The following is a 13083-nucleotide window of genomic DNA, read 5'->3' as shown; positions in this document are numbered from 1 at the left end:
TTTATCTTTATGCACGGTCGGTTCCTCAGGATCTGGCGTATTGATGATGGGTTGCCTTCTCTTTACTCAGCGCAATGAGTCCGATCAGGCCGACAATCATCGCTGCGGTAATGACCCACTGATGCAGCAGTAGCGCGGCAAACCCAATGCCAGCCAGCACGATGAGGGTGATGATGGTCCAGAAAATGCGAGCGCCACGTGCTGAAACGCCACGTAAGATAAAGGTCAGCACCGCCAGAACCACACTGGCGATGACCACGCCAAGCGCCCCGATAGTGCCGGTAACGCCGGTTAATGGTGTAAGCCAGGCATAAAGTGCCAGTGCGAAGCTGGCCACTGCAGCCAGCAGCAGCAAAATGCTGCCCAGGTGCGAGCGTTGAGATTGCAACATACCAGGAAGTCCCCTGCGAAAAGAAAAATGGAAAAAGGAGTCGTTAGTGGATCTATACGGGCGCGTTTCGCGCAGCGTTACCTGCTTAAAGTAGAACGCAGCGCAGAAATAGCGGCATATTTCACTAAACGCAGTAGAGTATAGATGCGGATCTGCGAGTTGTTTCCCGCAGGCGCGAAGGGAACATGAAGAGCCACAACCGCTACCCGGTTTCGGCTTGAATGTCGGTGCGGCAGGCTGGAGATTAAGCCGGTGCTGATTTCGCTGCCGGTAAAGCCGCACATGCGTCAATATGCCGCTTGAGGAACGTTACCAGGGCGCCCGGCTTTTATCGAAGTAGAAGCCCGCTGTGGTTGTTAAAGGATCGAGACCAGCCAGCCAGACGATGCCTTCAGCGGCCTGCTCAACGGTTCGGTAGCCGGTATGCCCGTTAAAATCGGTGGCGGTATAGCCTGGATCGACGGCGTTAACACTGATGTTAAAGTCCCTGAGCTCTTTAGCGAAAGCGACGGTCACAGCATTCAGGGCCGTTTTTGAACTGTTGTACCCCATTGCCTCTACGCGGGAAAAGGGATGGTTCGGATCGGAAACCCATGTCAGCGAGCCTAAACCGCTGCTGACCATTACAACACTGGCGCCTGCCGCGGCTTTAAGCAGAGGCAAAAAAGCCTGGGTCACCCGGATGGCGCCGAGCACATTGGTGTCGTAGATCGTTTCGATATCCCTGATACTCTGCTCGCTGGGCGCCACGGGATAGTTGCCTGAGATGCCGGCATTATTAATCAGAATATCCAGCGTCCCCTCTTCCTTGAGCACCCGCTGCGCCGCCGCCTGAATAGTCGCCATATCCGTTACGTCGATGATCAGCAGCCGGACATCAACGCCCTGCGCCGCCAGGCTGGCCACGGCCGACTGCCCTCGCGCTTCATCGCGACAGCCCAGCCAGATCCGGTAACCGAGTCGTCCCATTTGCCGGGCCGTTTCAAAACCGATGCTTTTATTCGCGCCGGTAATAAGCACGCTTTTGCTCTTCATATCGCCTCTCCGCTTATTTTGTCTTTTTGTTAAAAAGACGCTTCTTTTGTGTTCTGAATTTATAACTTGCCTGATAGCTTTGATAAACGGACATAATGCGAACAGGCTGATCGGTATGGCGAACAATAACGGCGCGGCGGGGATGGAAAACCTGTCGATCTTTCTTACCGTGTTGAACGAAAGAAGTTTCCGCACGGCGGCGAAACAGCTTGGTCTGTCGCCCTCGACCGTTAGCGAAAAAGTCTCCGCGCTGGAGCGGGAGCTGGGAATACCGCTATTCATCAGAACGACGCGCAGCGTAACGGCCACAGCGGCAGGCCTGGCGCTGGCCGAACGCATCACGCCGCTGCTCACGGAGATGCGGGCGGCGCTGAATGATGTGGCGAGTTCGCAGCAATCTGTTCGCGGCGTACTGAAACTGAACGTCACCGGCGCGGTGATGGTGGATATTCTACCGCCGCTGCTGGATCGCTTTCTTTCCCGGCATCCGCAACTGCGGGTTGAACTTATGGTTGATGACCGTCTGGTAGACGCGACGCTGGCGGGTTGCGATGCAGGCATACGTTACGGCGAACATCTGGCGAAAGATACCATCGCCGTGCCGATAGGGCCGCGGACCCAGAGGCTGGCGCTGGCTGCCGCACCCGGTTATCTCGCCTCGAGCGGCTCTGTTGCGCGTCCTGCCGATCTGCTTGAACATGCGTGCATTCGCCTGAAATATTCAAGCGGCGCGCTAATACCCTGGGAGTTTGAACGGGCGGGTAAAACCTTTATCGTCGATCCTCCTGGTCGTTTGACCATCGGCGTTAACGGCGCTTCCGCCGCCATTGATCTGGCGCGAAGCGGCAAAGGCATCATTGCTACGTTTGAAAACTGGCTACAGCCCCATTTTGCAACCGGCGATCTTCAGCCACTGTTGCCTGAGTGGTGGCTGGCATTTGAAGGGCCCTGGCTCTACTTTTCCAGCCGCTTTAAAGCTGCGCCGCTGCGCGCATTCGTAGACTTTCTTAAAGAAGAGCGTGAATAGCTAGGGGCCCATAAAAAGTTTAAGCCTGACAATAATCGGACATTATTGTCAGGCTTCTGTAGGACGCGCTTGTTCTTACTTCAGCGCCCGGCTGTCAACGGCTGATACTTACATTCAGCGCGTCGATTGACGTGCGAAGACCCGCCTCAACGCTCATGGTGAGATCTTCCATCTCCAGCGATACGTCGCCATCATAACCGGTCATGCGCAGCACTGAGAAAAACTCTTTCCACCACTGCAGATCCTGACCGCATCCTACTGCCACATAGTTCCAGGTGCGGGTTTTAGTGTTGGTTACCGGCTGGTACTCCATCAGGCCATCAATATCCGCCAGTCCACGCTCAATACGCGCATCTTTGCCATGGACGTGGAAGATCGCCCCTTCGAGTTTACGCGCAGCGGCAATCGGGTCAGCGCCCATTGCAATCAGATGCGACGGGTCAAGGTTCATGCCGATAATATCGTCGACGGCGTTACGCAGACGCAGCAGCGTCGACGGGTTGTAGACCAGCTGGCTCGGAAACTCTTCGAGTGCGATCTGTTCTACGCCGTGCTGTTTAGCGTGCTGCACAAACTTTTTCCACCAGGGAATAGCCACTTCATTCCACTGATAAACAATCACGCCAGGCATGTAATCTGGCCAGGAGATGGTAGAGGTGATCCAGTTCGGCACGCGGTCTTCCGGTCCGCCACCCGGCAGGCCGCTCATCATCACGATTTTTTTCACGCCGAGCTTGCCAGCCAGCTCAACGGCGCGATAGCTGCTTTTGGTATGGGTTTCACCCAGCTCGCCGGGCGCCAGCGGGTTACCTGAGCAGTTCAGCGCTACGATGCGCATCTCACGTTCGGCCAGCTCTTGTTTGAACTTTTCCAGTTTTTCTGGGGAGGCCAGCAGCTCTTCGGTTTTCACATGCGGACACGGCGACCAGCCGCCAGCGGTCATCTCGACGCCATCAATGCCGTAGCTTTTAACTTTATCCAGCATTGCCGGGAAGGACAAATCCGCCAGAACATCCGTACATAAAGCAAGTTTCATTATTTGTTCCTTCATCTGGTGCGTTAATTACGCTTTCTCAAACAGACTAATAAATTCTTCTTTGGTTTTTGCGCTGGCTAATAAGGTCGTTTTTACTTCATCGCCTAACAGATCTGCGATGTCCGCCAGCACCTGAATATGTTCATTCCTTGAAGCGGCTACGGCTACCATCACGAAAACCACTTTCCCGTTTCCCCAGCCGACGCCGTGTGGAAACTGAAAAACCTGAAAACCCGTTTTGATCACCAGATCAAGGTTCTCTTTAGCACAATGAGGAAACGCGATACCTGCGCCGATATAGGTAGAGACGCTTTTTTCGCGTGCCAGCATGCCGTGCAGGAAACCCGGTTTCACATAACCGGCTTTTTCCAGCGCGTCAGCGGCAATTTTAATGGCTTCGTTTTTATTCGCTGCCCGACACTGCAAATGCAGTGAATCTGCCGTCAGTTTCAACATTATTAGTCCCTCACAAAAAGCGAGAAGAAGTATTTCAGCGATAAAGCGACGGCTGTTGCGGAATGACGACGTCGTGTTTTTCGCCATCTTTCAGCGAAGCCAGACCAGCGTCGCAGACCAGCGCCACAACATAACCATCCCAGGACGACGGTCCGCTCATTTCGCGGCCGTCGCGCACGCTGTCGACAAAGTGCTGCACTTCACGGTCGTAAGCCGTGGCGAAACGCTCCATACAGGATTGAGCAATATGGTGCGCATTGCCATGAAGCGAACGCGTGTTAATTAACTGCTGTTCGTTCAGCGCGATAACGGCATTCTCACCGACGACCTCGCAGCGGATGTCATAGCCATAATGGCAGTTCACAAACAGCTCATCGTCAATGCGCACGCCCGATTCGGTCTCAAAAATGACGATAAGCGGATCCTGCAAATGCGGCAGCGCGCGGCTGGTTTTTTTACGAGGCTTGTCAACGCGAACGGACGTAATGTTCTCGTTCAGCAGATAACGAATAATGTCAATTTCATGGGTCGCTGAATCATTGATCGCCATCTCCAGCGTGTAGCTTTCCGGCACAGAGGGATTACGGTGCGCGCAGTGAATTAACATCACGTCGCCAGGCTCGCCGCTGTCGATGGCGTGCTTCAGCGCCTGATAGCCGGGGTCGAAACGGCGCATAAAGCCCAGCTGCAGCAGGCGCTTGCCCGCTTTCACTTCTGCTTCAATAATTTCTTTTGATTCATCAGCGGTCGGCGTCAGCGGTTTTTCGCAAAATACCGGCTTGCCTGCGTTAAAAGCGGCCAGAATTTGCGTTTTGTGCACCGGGCCAATAGAGCAGATAAATACCGCATCGACCAGCTCGGAATGAATCATCTCTTCTGCGTCATAAAATGCGGTAGCGCCATATTCGCTGGCAACCGCATCCGCGGCCGCACGGTTGATGTCGCAAACCGCCGTCACTTCCGCGCCAGAAATTACATTGTGAAAACGTTTCAGATGATCCCGGCCAATCATACCCAGACCAATTAAACCGATTTTGACAGTCATTTAATAATCCTCATATTAAAAGCGAAATTTCTTTTCAATCTGTTCTAATGTCAGGCCACGCGTCTCCGGCAAATATTTCACCAGCAGAATAAGCATGATCACGTTGGTCGCGCCGAAGAAGCCAAAGGTCATACCGCCGCCGTAATGGCTTAACAGGAAGGGGAAGATGGACTGAATGATAAAGTCAAAGATCCACAGGCCAAATACGGCGAAGCCCATCCCCGCGCCGCGCATTCTTAATGGGTAGATCTCCGCTAACATCAGCCAGAATACCGGTGCAATCCAGCCCTGCATAAACACCAGAAAGACCAGCATCAAGGCGAGAATAACGTAGGGCGCGTTGGCAAAATTAGCGTGAAGCGTCTCCACACCGTTGAGGGTTTCTGTATGGAAAAAGACTTTAAATGCCAGACCGATAAGCACCAGGCTAACCGTTACGCCTGCCTGGCCGGTAAAAAACATCTTGCGGCGCGAGTATTTGCCTATCAGCGCCATGCCCAGCAGGGTTGCCAGTACAGAAATAACGCCGTTCGCCACTGCGCCGGTCACTGCCGCCGCATCGCCGAGACCGGCCGCTTTCAGCACGGTGGGCGCGTAGTACATGATGGTGTTAACGCCTGTGACGCGGGTAGCCAGGACGATCATCAGCCCGATTAAGATGAGCTGGATAACCCAGCGGTTTTTCAGTTCGGCCAGCAGGTTGAATTTCACCTCATCCGCTTTAACGATTTGCTGAATCTCTTTAACTTCGCGATCCACTTCTTCCGGCAGACGTAATGTTTTAAGGACCTTTACCGCTTTTTCGGTTTGCCCTTTGCGAATAAAGAAGCGCGGGGATTCAGGCATCATTAACATGCCCACCCACAGCAGCGCGCCCGGCAGCGCCGGAATAGCCAGCATAATGCGCCAGTTGTGCTGCATTTCAGGATAGAGGTTCACAATGGCCGCATTGACGGAATAGGCCAGGAACTGTCCGGTGACGATCATCAGTTCGTTAACCGTCACCAGGCTTTCACGCTGATCGGCGCGCGCCAGTTCGGAGATGTAGATGGGTACGGTGACCGAGGCACAACCTACCGCTAAGCCCAGAACAAATCGGGCCGCGATCATGGACGGAACATCCCAGGCGAAGGCGGTACCTAATGCGCCGAAAATAAAAATAGCGGCGACCCATAATAAATTTTTACGGCGGCCCTGCTTGTCTGATAAATAACCGCCGAACAGGGAACCTAACGCCGCGCCAAATAATAAAAAGGAAGTGATAAAACCTTCCTGGGAGGCCGTCAGGTGAAGGTCGTACTTCATAAAGATAAGCGCGCCGGAAATAACGCCGGTATCGTAACCGAAGCATAAACCACCTATCGTTGAGACGATGGTGATTAACCGCATACGCTGAGGGTTTTGTAGGTTGGTTTTATTATACATATCTGTTCCATCTGGTAGTAAGGTAAAACCGTCGCACGCCATTTTTCATGGCCAGCATCGACCAGTAAATTTATGGCAGCCTGAATGAGAACATGTAATTAGTACGTCGAGTGTAAATATTATTTTTTAGCTAACCGCATAATGTAATGCAGGAATCTTTATGGTTGCAGCAAAGTTACATCAAAGTGAAGATTAAAAGCCAGTCACGCCAGGCTGTGCTATTTTACTCCGTGTTGAGGATCAAAGATTCGAATCAAAAAGCACAAAATAGAGTGATAATCGTCACAGGGCATACATTGTTGATTGACATAGCAAGAATGAAGACAAGCTAAAAAAGAGGGTCGCTTAGCGGTTTTATTAACAAACCGGGAGAGTTAAATAAAGGCGAGTTAACTATAGAAGAGGCGCCCTGACGCCAGCGCAAGGCGGCATCTGAGAACGGCTATTTTTATTTCGAACGCGCATTAATGTTTATTAACAATAGTGGGCTTTGCTCACTTCCGTCACCAGAGCAATTTTGATGATATTTGCCTTTTTATGGTGGAGATAACCCTAAACAAAAGAGGGCTACTGATATTTCGCCTTTACAGCATCGAAGAGGGGGTAAGCGGGCGCATGGATTTTGATCAAAATAAAAGTGTGACGAGGTTCAAAATTGTTTTTGTCCTCGTTTCAGGAAAACAATAATCATCATTCCTTGATGTCATACCATCAGCAAAGCCTGATTTATCAATTGTCTGAATTAGGGTAAAAAGCAAAATTGATGATTACCGGCAGAAAAAACTCGTGTAAGAATAGCAGCGCATACTACAGGAGCGATCATGATTACCTTTTGCCTTAATGAACATCCTTCAGCTCGCGGGTTCGACAATAATTTGCGCCCTCGCCTGGCGTTTATCTGTAAAGCGGAAGGTAAAGAGGAAGCCCTGCCCAGAGTCATGCACAAGCACGACGATCGCTTTGAAGTCATGTTCGTTCGCTCCGGCAGCGGTACCTATAACATCGACGGGCGACGCTACAACGTAAAACAAGGCGATATCATGCTGTTCAACGCCAATGTCCTGCATGATGAAAGCCCGGATGCATCAGACGATTTATTGATTTTCAGCTGCGGCGTCGAGCAGTTAAAAATCGATGGCTTGCCCCATAATGTGCTGACGACGCGCGCGCAACCCGCCGTTATGCCAAGCGGTGAATTTTACGATGAAATTAGCCAGCTGTTCGATCAGATGTGGGCGCACGTTAACAGTAAACGCCTCTACAGCGCGGAGATTGGCGATAATCTGCTGAATGTTCTGCTGCTGCTGTGCCGGAATATCTGGATAGAAAACAAGCAGGAGCGGGAGGACAGCAATACGCTGCTCGGCCAGCGCATTAAGGATTACATCGATGACCACTACAAAGAAGATATCGCGCTCAGTTCCATCACCGCGATGATGAACATGAACCAGTTTTATCTGGCGCACGTGTTTAAAAATTTCTCCGGTTATTCGCCTAAACAGTACCAGACGCGCCGCCGTATTGGCGAGGCGCAAAACTTATTGCTGAGTACCAGCCTGGGCGTGACCGAAGTCGCAAACGCGGTGGGGTACGATAACGTCAATAATTTTCACCGCATCTTTCACAATCTCGTGGGCATTCCCCCCGCGCGGTATAAAAAGTTCTGGCTGACCGGCCAGATAAAAACCTAGCGTCAGCCATGACCTTCCTCGCCCCGGCAGAGCCGCAGTACGCTCGCCGGGCCTTTAGCAGCCCGCTGCGATAAAGTCTCCATTGGTACTGACAGGAATGATGGTAGAAAACATCACGGCCGCAAAAAGAATCAGCGCTACGCCGCCCGCTGCCAGGACCAGCCTGACGAACGTCGCTGAGTAACGCGCCACCCCAGGCAGCTTGACGTTAATCATCCACTCTCTGAAATGATGCACGAAGGTGGCAAGGATCATGATTGAAGCGGCCGTGCCGAGCGACATCGCCGTTACCGCCGCCACCCCCCAGCTAAACATACCCACCGCATTAGCAAAGACAAGGATCATCAGCGCCCCGCTGCAGGGCCGGATACCTATGGTGCCAATCACCCAGGCCGCATTGCGCCAGCCGCCGGTCAGCTCATCAGGCGCGGGCTGATGTTTGTGTCCACAGCCGCAAGCCCCGTTATGCTGATGGCGAGAAGCGCTGACAGGCAGCAGCGAGAGAGGACGGATACCGGCAGCCCGACAAAGCATGACAAGACCAAAGCCCGCAATGAGCAATGCGCTGGCTTTTTCCATCCAGTATCGGCTCAGGCTGAGATCGCCCAGCGAAAGATTCAGGGAAACGGCGAGAATAACCACAAACAGAATGGCGACGATGCCTTGCATCAGACTGCCCAGCAGCGTAATCAGTCGGCTGGCCCTGAGTTGCGCTCTGTGAGTGGCAAGCCAGGTTGTAATCACGAATTTGCCGTGGCCAGGCCCGACTGAATGCAGGAAACCATAGATAAAACTCCCTGCAATCAGCATCAGCCCACCTTTGATATGCCGATCGCGCTGCAGCAGCAGGTACTGCACCAGATAGCGATGCAGCGAAACCTGCACCGAAAAGCAGTACTGCACAAAGTCGGCCCAGTGCCGGGCGAAAAGGTAAAGCAGAGCGAGACCCGCCAGGCCGCCAAAGCCCAGCAGGGTTAGCGTTGAGACGCTATTAAGATCGTACTTTTTCATGAGCCTGTCCTGAAGGTAAATAGCCCGAGCTTGAACAGACCAGAAACCGGACTCGCCATCGCTCGACAGCAGCGGCAAAGGTTGTCGCGCCGTTCGTCGAAATGGCTACAGAGAAGAGAGGAAAAGGCTACCACCCTGGCAGACGGAAACCAACGGGCGGGACGCATTTATTCACAGATAAGCTGGCCCTCAAGGCGTGCGCGATATCATTATTCAGCAGGAGAATGTTTTCAGGGGGATCTGCGGGCGGACCTGACTTTTAGCGGCTGGCTGACGTGGTGATTCAGGGCCGCAGGCGCAGCCCTGATGCGCAGATTACTGCGCCTGTTGCTGATTCTTCTCTGCTTCTTTTTTCGCTTTTTTGCTGGCCATATGATGGCCTACGGCGCAACCTGCTGCCGCACCGGCAACGGCGTGATTCTTGATATGCCCCGCCGCTCCGCCCACCGCAGCGCCTTTAAGGCAGCCTTTTGCTTCAGCCTGGGAAGCGACGGACATCAGCAGGCCAAGAGTGACAACTAAATATGACAGTTTGCGCATCTGAACTTCATCCTCATAAGAATTAACAAGACATTTCCATCAATCACCTGTTGAGCATAGTCGAAACCACCGGCAGGAGAGGATAAAGCGGGGCCTGTTGTTATTTTGTTGAGGAAGCGTTAAGAAAACTGCCGGACCGCCAAATCTCTCAGCCCGGCAAAGCGACCGGCGTCGTCAGCGGCGATCCAGACGGATCCATCGTCGTCCCGCGAAGATGGTGAGGAGTACGATGGTAAGGCCTGCCGCAAGATGCATGCTGAAATCGATCAGGTGCAAATGGGTGTTGTGGCACAGCGACAACAGCATTGACGACATAAACGCGATGCCGCACCCCGCCAGCGCCAGGCTTTTCTCCGGCGAAAGCGATCGGGTGCGATAAAGGCTGAACACTGAGATCGCCATCATCGGCAACGCCGCCAGCAGCATAAAGAGATAGCAGTGGATGCCTTCGCCGAAGCGCCCTGCGCCTGCTGGCGCCTGTGCGGCGGTCAGATTGACCAGGTTGAGCGCCAGCCACGCCAGCGCCAGCAGGACGAGGTATCGCAGCTGAGGCGCCTTCCGTCCTGCGAGGCTGAGGGTAAAGGCGCCGCCAATGGCGCTGACGCCCAGAATAAATGCGAGCAGCAAGGCCGCCATGGCAGGTAGCGCGCCGGGCTGCGACCAGTCGGTGTTGCGGCTGTGCAGCGCCCAGCTGCTGAGCGCGCCGCAGGGCAGCGCGGCGGCAACCCAGCCAGCCACGCGCCAGGGAGTCGGCCAGACGCGCCTCACCGGCTGTGCCGAAGCGCTGAGTTGTTCAATCAGTTGGTCATGATTTCTCATGCTTACCACTTCCGTATTTACGCAGGTTAAGCATTGCGCGGTGCAAAAGCGATTTGACCGCGGAAAGCGAAAGGTTAGCCTCAGCCGCCGCCTGAGCCAGGCTCTGCTCGCGCAGATGAACAGATTCGACAATCTCCCGCTGGCGCACCGGCAGCGCGCCCAGGCAGTCGGTTAGCGCCTCCTGGCCCGGTTCGGCCTCGTCGGGTTCCGCCGTCTGACGGTGAAGGGCGTCATCATCCTGAACTTCATACTGCCGTCCACGCTGACGCAGGGCGTCTATCGCTCTCGCCGACGCGATCGCCGCCACCCAGGGCAGTAAGGGGCGGCGGGGATCGTAGGTATGGCGCACGCGATGTATCGCCAGCAGCGTCTCCTGAATCACATCTTCAACCAGCGCATCGTTGGCGATTTTTTTGCGCACCAGCGCGCGGATGGCGGGCACCATCGCTTTCAGAAGCTGATTGTAGGCGGCCTGGTCGCCAGCCTGCGCGCGGGCCATTAAGGCAGGCCAGTGCTGAGCGCGCGCGTCAGTATCGGGCATCGCCCGCACTAAAAGGCGGGATCATCCGCCCTGTTAAGTTGTTATTCAATCACTCACCCGTTTACGTTTTCTTTCCGCTTTCAGCGGCCTGCTCCAGCGCCGAAATCACAATCCCCGGCGTCAGCACCTGCGGCAGCACAACCGGTTTGCCGCCGTTTGCCGGGTAAACGACATAAAGCGGCAGTCCGCCGCGACCAAAATCGCTGAGCGCCTGTTCAACGTCAGGATTATATTTTGTGGAGTCGGCCACCATATAGATGGTACTGGTGCGCGCCATCGCCGATTTCACCGCCTGGGTCGATAACGAGGTGCGGTCGTTAACCTGGCAGGTAATACACCACGACGCGGTGAAGTTCACCAGCACCGGCTTGCCCTGCCCTTTGATCGCATCGACGTTCTGCGGCGACCAGGCGACGGCCGCAGCGGCAACGGCACCTTCTGCCCTCTCCTCAGGAGCAGCAGCGCTTTTCAGATTGATTAGCGGCGGTACCAGCAGCAGGACGAAAACCGCGGTCGCCAGATGCAGCGCCCAGTGGCGGCGACCCATCATACGGCGTTTTTGCGCCATGCCATATAACCAGGCTGCAAAACTGAGCAGCAGGCAGCAGGCCAGGATAGCCGCCAGCGCGGCCGAGCCTGCCTGACGCTCCAGCACCCAGATAAGCCAGCCGACAGCGCCGAGCATCGGAAAAGCCAGCCCGTGTTTCAGCGTGATCATCCAGGCGCCGGGCGCAGGCAGCACGCGCGCCAGAACCGGGAAAAAAGAGATCAGGGTAAAAGGCGCGGCGAAACCGAGCGCCAGCGCAATAAAGATCACCAGGCTGACGGCAGGCGGCTGGGTCAGCGCATAGCCGACGGCGCTGGCCATAAAAGGGGCGCTGCAGGGCGTCGCCACCACGATGGCGAGCGCGCCGGTAAGCGCCGAACCCACCAGACCGCCGCGATCGCCGCCCACCTCGCCGGCCCGCTGCAGGGACAGGCCGATTTCAAACAGGCCAAAGAGATTAAGCGCTGACGCCAGCATCACCAGAATCAGCAGTGCGATCACCAGCGGCGACTGCAGCTGAAATCCCCAGCCGACCGAGGCGCCGCCCGCCCGCGCCAGCAGCAGCACGGCCACCAGCGCCAGCATGGTCACCACGACGCCCAGCAGAAACGCCAGCCCTTCGGCGCGCGCGTGAGCCGGTTTGTCGTGATGGCGGATCAGGCTGAGCGCTTTCAGCGAAATCACCGGGAATACGCACGGCATAAGATTGAGTATGAGGCCGCCGAGAAAAGCGGCGGCAATGGCTGTCAGCATAATCATTTCACCTGGAAGTTAGGGTCAGGCAGGGTTAGCCTGGCGATATTTCTTCACCGCATCCATCGCTTTCTGGATATGCGCATCGGGATTTTTATCGGTGTAGCTGAACAGTATCTTGCCGTCCGGCGCGATCACGTAAGAGGTACGATCTGAAAGGGTTTTTCCTTTATATTCCATAGTGCTTTTATACTCCGCCGCGACTTTTGCGCCGGGATCGGCAGCGACGGTAAACTTATCACGGCACTCAAGCTGCGAGAATTTGGCAATCTGATCGGTATTGCCGGCGGTCACGCCAATCACCGTCGCACCCTGTTTTTTGAACGCGTCCGTCGCCTCGGCGAAATCGTGCGCTTCCAGCGTGCAGCCCGCGCTAAAGGCGGCCGGGAAGAAATAGAGCACGACCGGGCCTTTCTGCAGCGCCTGCTGCAGGGAGAAGGAGGTCGCTTTACCAGCCAGAGCCGCATCGAGTTTGAAATCAGGCGCCTTGTCGCCGACCTGCAGCGCGGCGAACGCGGAGGTGACAGGCAGGCTCAGAGCGAGAAGCGTGGCGGCCGCCAGGGTTTTCAGGTTGTTTTTCATCAACATCTCTTTCTTCTCCATTAACAATCAGGCGGAGTGCCCGAAGGGTTTAATCAGAGGTTCGGTGGTGGTCGCGGAAAAGTTTCGCTGCTTTAAAATATTTTCGCGCTGAGGTGAGTGCCGGGCTGGTTAGCCTGCAGCTTTGCTGATGAGAGCGGGGCGTTATGGTACTATTCGCCGCCTG

The 13083-nt window shown here is 54.9% G+C and carries 14 protein-coding genes; 2 read left to right on the top strand and 12 right to left on the bottom strand.

Features of this window, described 5'->3' with window-relative positions:
* Positions 1–25: 25 nt before the first annotated feature.
* Both D7S44_RS16620 and D7S44_RS16615 read right to left on the bottom strand, forming a co-directional pair.
* Positions 26–391: a hypothetical protein gene (locus tag D7S44_RS16620; protein WP_120456714.1), complete on the bottom strand. Its 366-nt coding sequence runs from the start codon at positions 389–391 to the stop codon at positions 26–28.
* A gap of 309 nt (positions 392–700) precedes the next feature.
* Positions 701–1426 carry an SDR family oxidoreductase gene (locus tag D7S44_RS16615; protein WP_120456713.1) on the bottom strand — a complete coding sequence of 242 codons (726 nt, stop codon included), beginning with the start codon at positions 1424–1426 and terminating at the stop codon, positions 701–703.
* Between the two features lie 115 nt (positions 1427–1541).
* Between D7S44_RS16615 and D7S44_RS16610 the strand changes: the two genes are divergently transcribed.
* The gene (locus D7S44_RS16610) at positions 1542–2453 is read left to right on the top strand and encodes a LysR family transcriptional regulator (protein WP_240629481.1); all 912 of its coding nucleotides are present in this window, start codon (positions 1542–1544) and stop codon (positions 2451–2453) included.
* 94 nt (positions 2454–2547) lie between these two features.
* Here D7S44_RS16610 and D7S44_RS16605 read toward each other — a convergent pair whose 3' ends face one another.
* The 4 genes from D7S44_RS16605 to D7S44_RS16590 are packed head-to-tail and all read right to left on the bottom strand — an operon-like array spanning position 2548 to position 6415.
* The gene (locus D7S44_RS16605; RefSeq protein ID WP_120456711.1) at positions 2548–3489 is read right to left on the bottom strand and encodes a sugar phosphate isomerase/epimerase family protein; all 942 of its coding nucleotides are present in this window, start codon (positions 3487–3489) and stop codon (positions 2548–2550) included.
* A 27-nt stretch (positions 3490–3516) separates the two neighbouring features.
* A complete protein-coding gene (locus D7S44_RS16600; RefSeq protein WP_240629480.1) occupies positions 3517–4032 on the bottom strand; it encodes a PTS mannitol transporter subunit IIA in 516 nt (171 codons plus the stop codon).
* Complete coding sequence (locus D7S44_RS16595) at positions 3980–4990, bottom strand: Gfo/Idh/MocA family protein (RefSeq protein WP_120456708.1); 1011 nt, start codon at positions 4988–4990, stop codon at positions 3980–3982. The genes D7S44_RS16600 and D7S44_RS16595 overlap by 53 nt, the downstream gene beginning before the upstream one ends.
* A gap of 15 nt (positions 4991–5005) precedes the next feature.
* Positions 5006–6415, bottom strand: a complete 1410-nt coding sequence (locus D7S44_RS16590) for a sugar porter family MFS transporter (protein WP_120456706.1) — start codon at positions 6413–6415, stop codon at positions 5006–5008.
* Positions 6416–7236: 821 nt separating this feature from the next.
* On the opposite strand from D7S44_RS16590, the gene D7S44_RS16585 reads away from it, so the two are divergent.
* Positions 7237–8106, top strand: coding sequence for an AraC family transcriptional regulator (locus tag D7S44_RS16585; RefSeq protein ID WP_120456704.1), 870 nt, complete (start codon positions 7237–7239; stop codon positions 8104–8106).
* Positions 8107–8160: 54 nt separating this feature from the next.
* Here the strand turns inward: D7S44_RS16585 and D7S44_RS16580 are convergent, their stop codons facing one another.
* The 6 genes from D7S44_RS16580 to D7S44_RS16555 form a co-directional block, all read right to left on the bottom strand.
* Positions 8161–9117 carry a nickel/cobalt transporter gene (locus D7S44_RS16580; RefSeq protein WP_120456703.1) on the bottom strand — a complete coding sequence of 319 codons (957 nt, stop codon included), beginning with the start codon at positions 9115–9117 and terminating at the stop codon, positions 8161–8163.
* Between the two features lie 315 nt (positions 9118–9432).
* The gene (locus D7S44_RS23905; protein WP_120456701.1) at positions 9433–9657 is read right to left on the bottom strand and encodes a hypothetical protein; all 225 of its coding nucleotides are present in this window, start codon (positions 9655–9657) and stop codon (positions 9433–9435) included.
* 174 nt (positions 9658–9831) lie between these two features.
* Positions 9832–10476: an NrsF family protein gene (locus tag D7S44_RS16570; RefSeq protein ID WP_120456700.1), complete on the bottom strand. Its 645-nt coding sequence runs from the start codon at positions 10474–10476 to the stop codon at positions 9832–9834.
* Positions 10463–11017 carry a sigma-70 family RNA polymerase sigma factor gene (locus D7S44_RS16565; RefSeq protein WP_120456698.1) on the bottom strand — a complete coding sequence of 185 codons (555 nt, stop codon included), beginning with the start codon at positions 11015–11017 and terminating at the stop codon, positions 10463–10465. Before D7S44_RS16565 ends, D7S44_RS16570 begins: the two co-directional genes overlap by 14 nt.
* A 61-nt stretch (positions 11018–11078) precedes the next feature.
* Positions 11079–12317, bottom strand: coding sequence for a protein-disulfide reductase DsbD family protein (locus D7S44_RS16560; RefSeq protein WP_120456986.1), 1239 nt, complete (start codon positions 12315–12317; stop codon positions 11079–11081).
* 24 nt (positions 12318–12341) lie between these two features.
* On the bottom strand, positions 12342–12905 hold the full coding sequence (locus D7S44_RS16555; protein WP_120456696.1) for a peroxiredoxin: 564 nt from the start codon (positions 12903–12905) through the stop codon (positions 12342–12344).
* Positions 12906–13083 lie beyond the last annotated feature (178 nt).

Origin of the sequence: Pantoea piersonii (assembly GCF_003612015.1) — a bacterium.
Lineage (GTDB): Bacteria > Pseudomonadota > Gammaproteobacteria > Enterobacterales > Enterobacteriaceae > Pantoea > Pantoea piersonii.
Note: the sequence above shows the minus strand (reverse complement) of the source record. Positions and strands in the feature narration are given on the sequence as shown.

What these genes read in the sequence shown, in the direction of transcription:
- D7S44_RS16620 (WP_120456714.1), bottom strand. Translation starts at nt 391, where the DNA reads ATGTTGCAATCTCAACGCTCGCACCTGGGCAGCATTTTGCTGCTGCTG.
- D7S44_RS16615 (WP_120456713.1), bottom strand. Translation starts at nt 1,426, where the DNA reads ATGAAGAGCAAAAGCGTGCTTATTACCGGCGCGAATAAAAGCATCGGT.
- D7S44_RS16610 (WP_240629481.1), top strand. Translation starts at nt 1,542, where the DNA reads ATGGCGAACAATAACGGCGCGGCGGGGATGGAAAACCTGTCGATCTTT.
- D7S44_RS16605 (WP_120456711.1), bottom strand. Translation starts at nt 3,489, where the DNA reads ATGAAACTTGCTTTATGTACGGATGTTCTGGCGGATTTGTCCTTCCCG.
- D7S44_RS16600 (WP_240629480.1), bottom strand. Translation starts at nt 4,032, where the DNA reads ATGGCGAAAAACACGACGTCGTCATTCCGCAACAGCCGTCGCTTTATC.
- D7S44_RS16595 (WP_120456708.1), bottom strand. Translation starts at nt 4,990, where the DNA reads ATGACTGTCAAAATCGGTTTAATTGGTCTGGGTATGATTGGCCGGGAT.
- D7S44_RS16590 (WP_120456706.1), bottom strand. Translation starts at nt 6,415, where the DNA reads ATGTATAATAAAACCAACCTACAAAACCCTCAGCGTATGCGGTTAATC.
- D7S44_RS16585 (WP_120456704.1), top strand. Translation starts at nt 7,237, where the DNA reads ATGATTACCTTTTGCCTTAATGAACATCCTTCAGCTCGCGGGTTCGAC.
- D7S44_RS16580 (WP_120456703.1), bottom strand. Translation starts at nt 9,117, where the DNA reads ATGAAAAAGTACGATCTTAATAGCGTCTCAACGCTAACCCTGCTGGGC.
- D7S44_RS23905 (WP_120456701.1), bottom strand. Translation starts at nt 9,657, where the DNA reads ATGCGCAAACTGTCATATTTAGTTGTCACTCTTGGCCTGCTGATGTCC.
- D7S44_RS16570 (WP_120456700.1), bottom strand. Translation starts at nt 10,476, where the DNA reads ATGAGAAATCATGACCAACTGATTGAACAACTCAGCGCTTCGGCACAG.
- D7S44_RS16565 (WP_120456698.1), bottom strand. Translation starts at nt 11,017, where the DNA reads ATGCCCGATACTGACGCGCGCGCTCAGCACTGGCCTGCCTTAATGGCC.
- D7S44_RS16560 (WP_120456986.1), bottom strand. Translation starts at nt 12,317, where the DNA reads ATGCTGACAGCCATTGCCGCCGCTTTTCTCGGCGGCCTCATACTCAAT.
- D7S44_RS16555 (WP_120456696.1), bottom strand. Translation starts at nt 12,905, where the DNA reads ATGTTGATGAAAAACAACCTGAAAACCCTGGCGGCCGCCACGCTTCTC.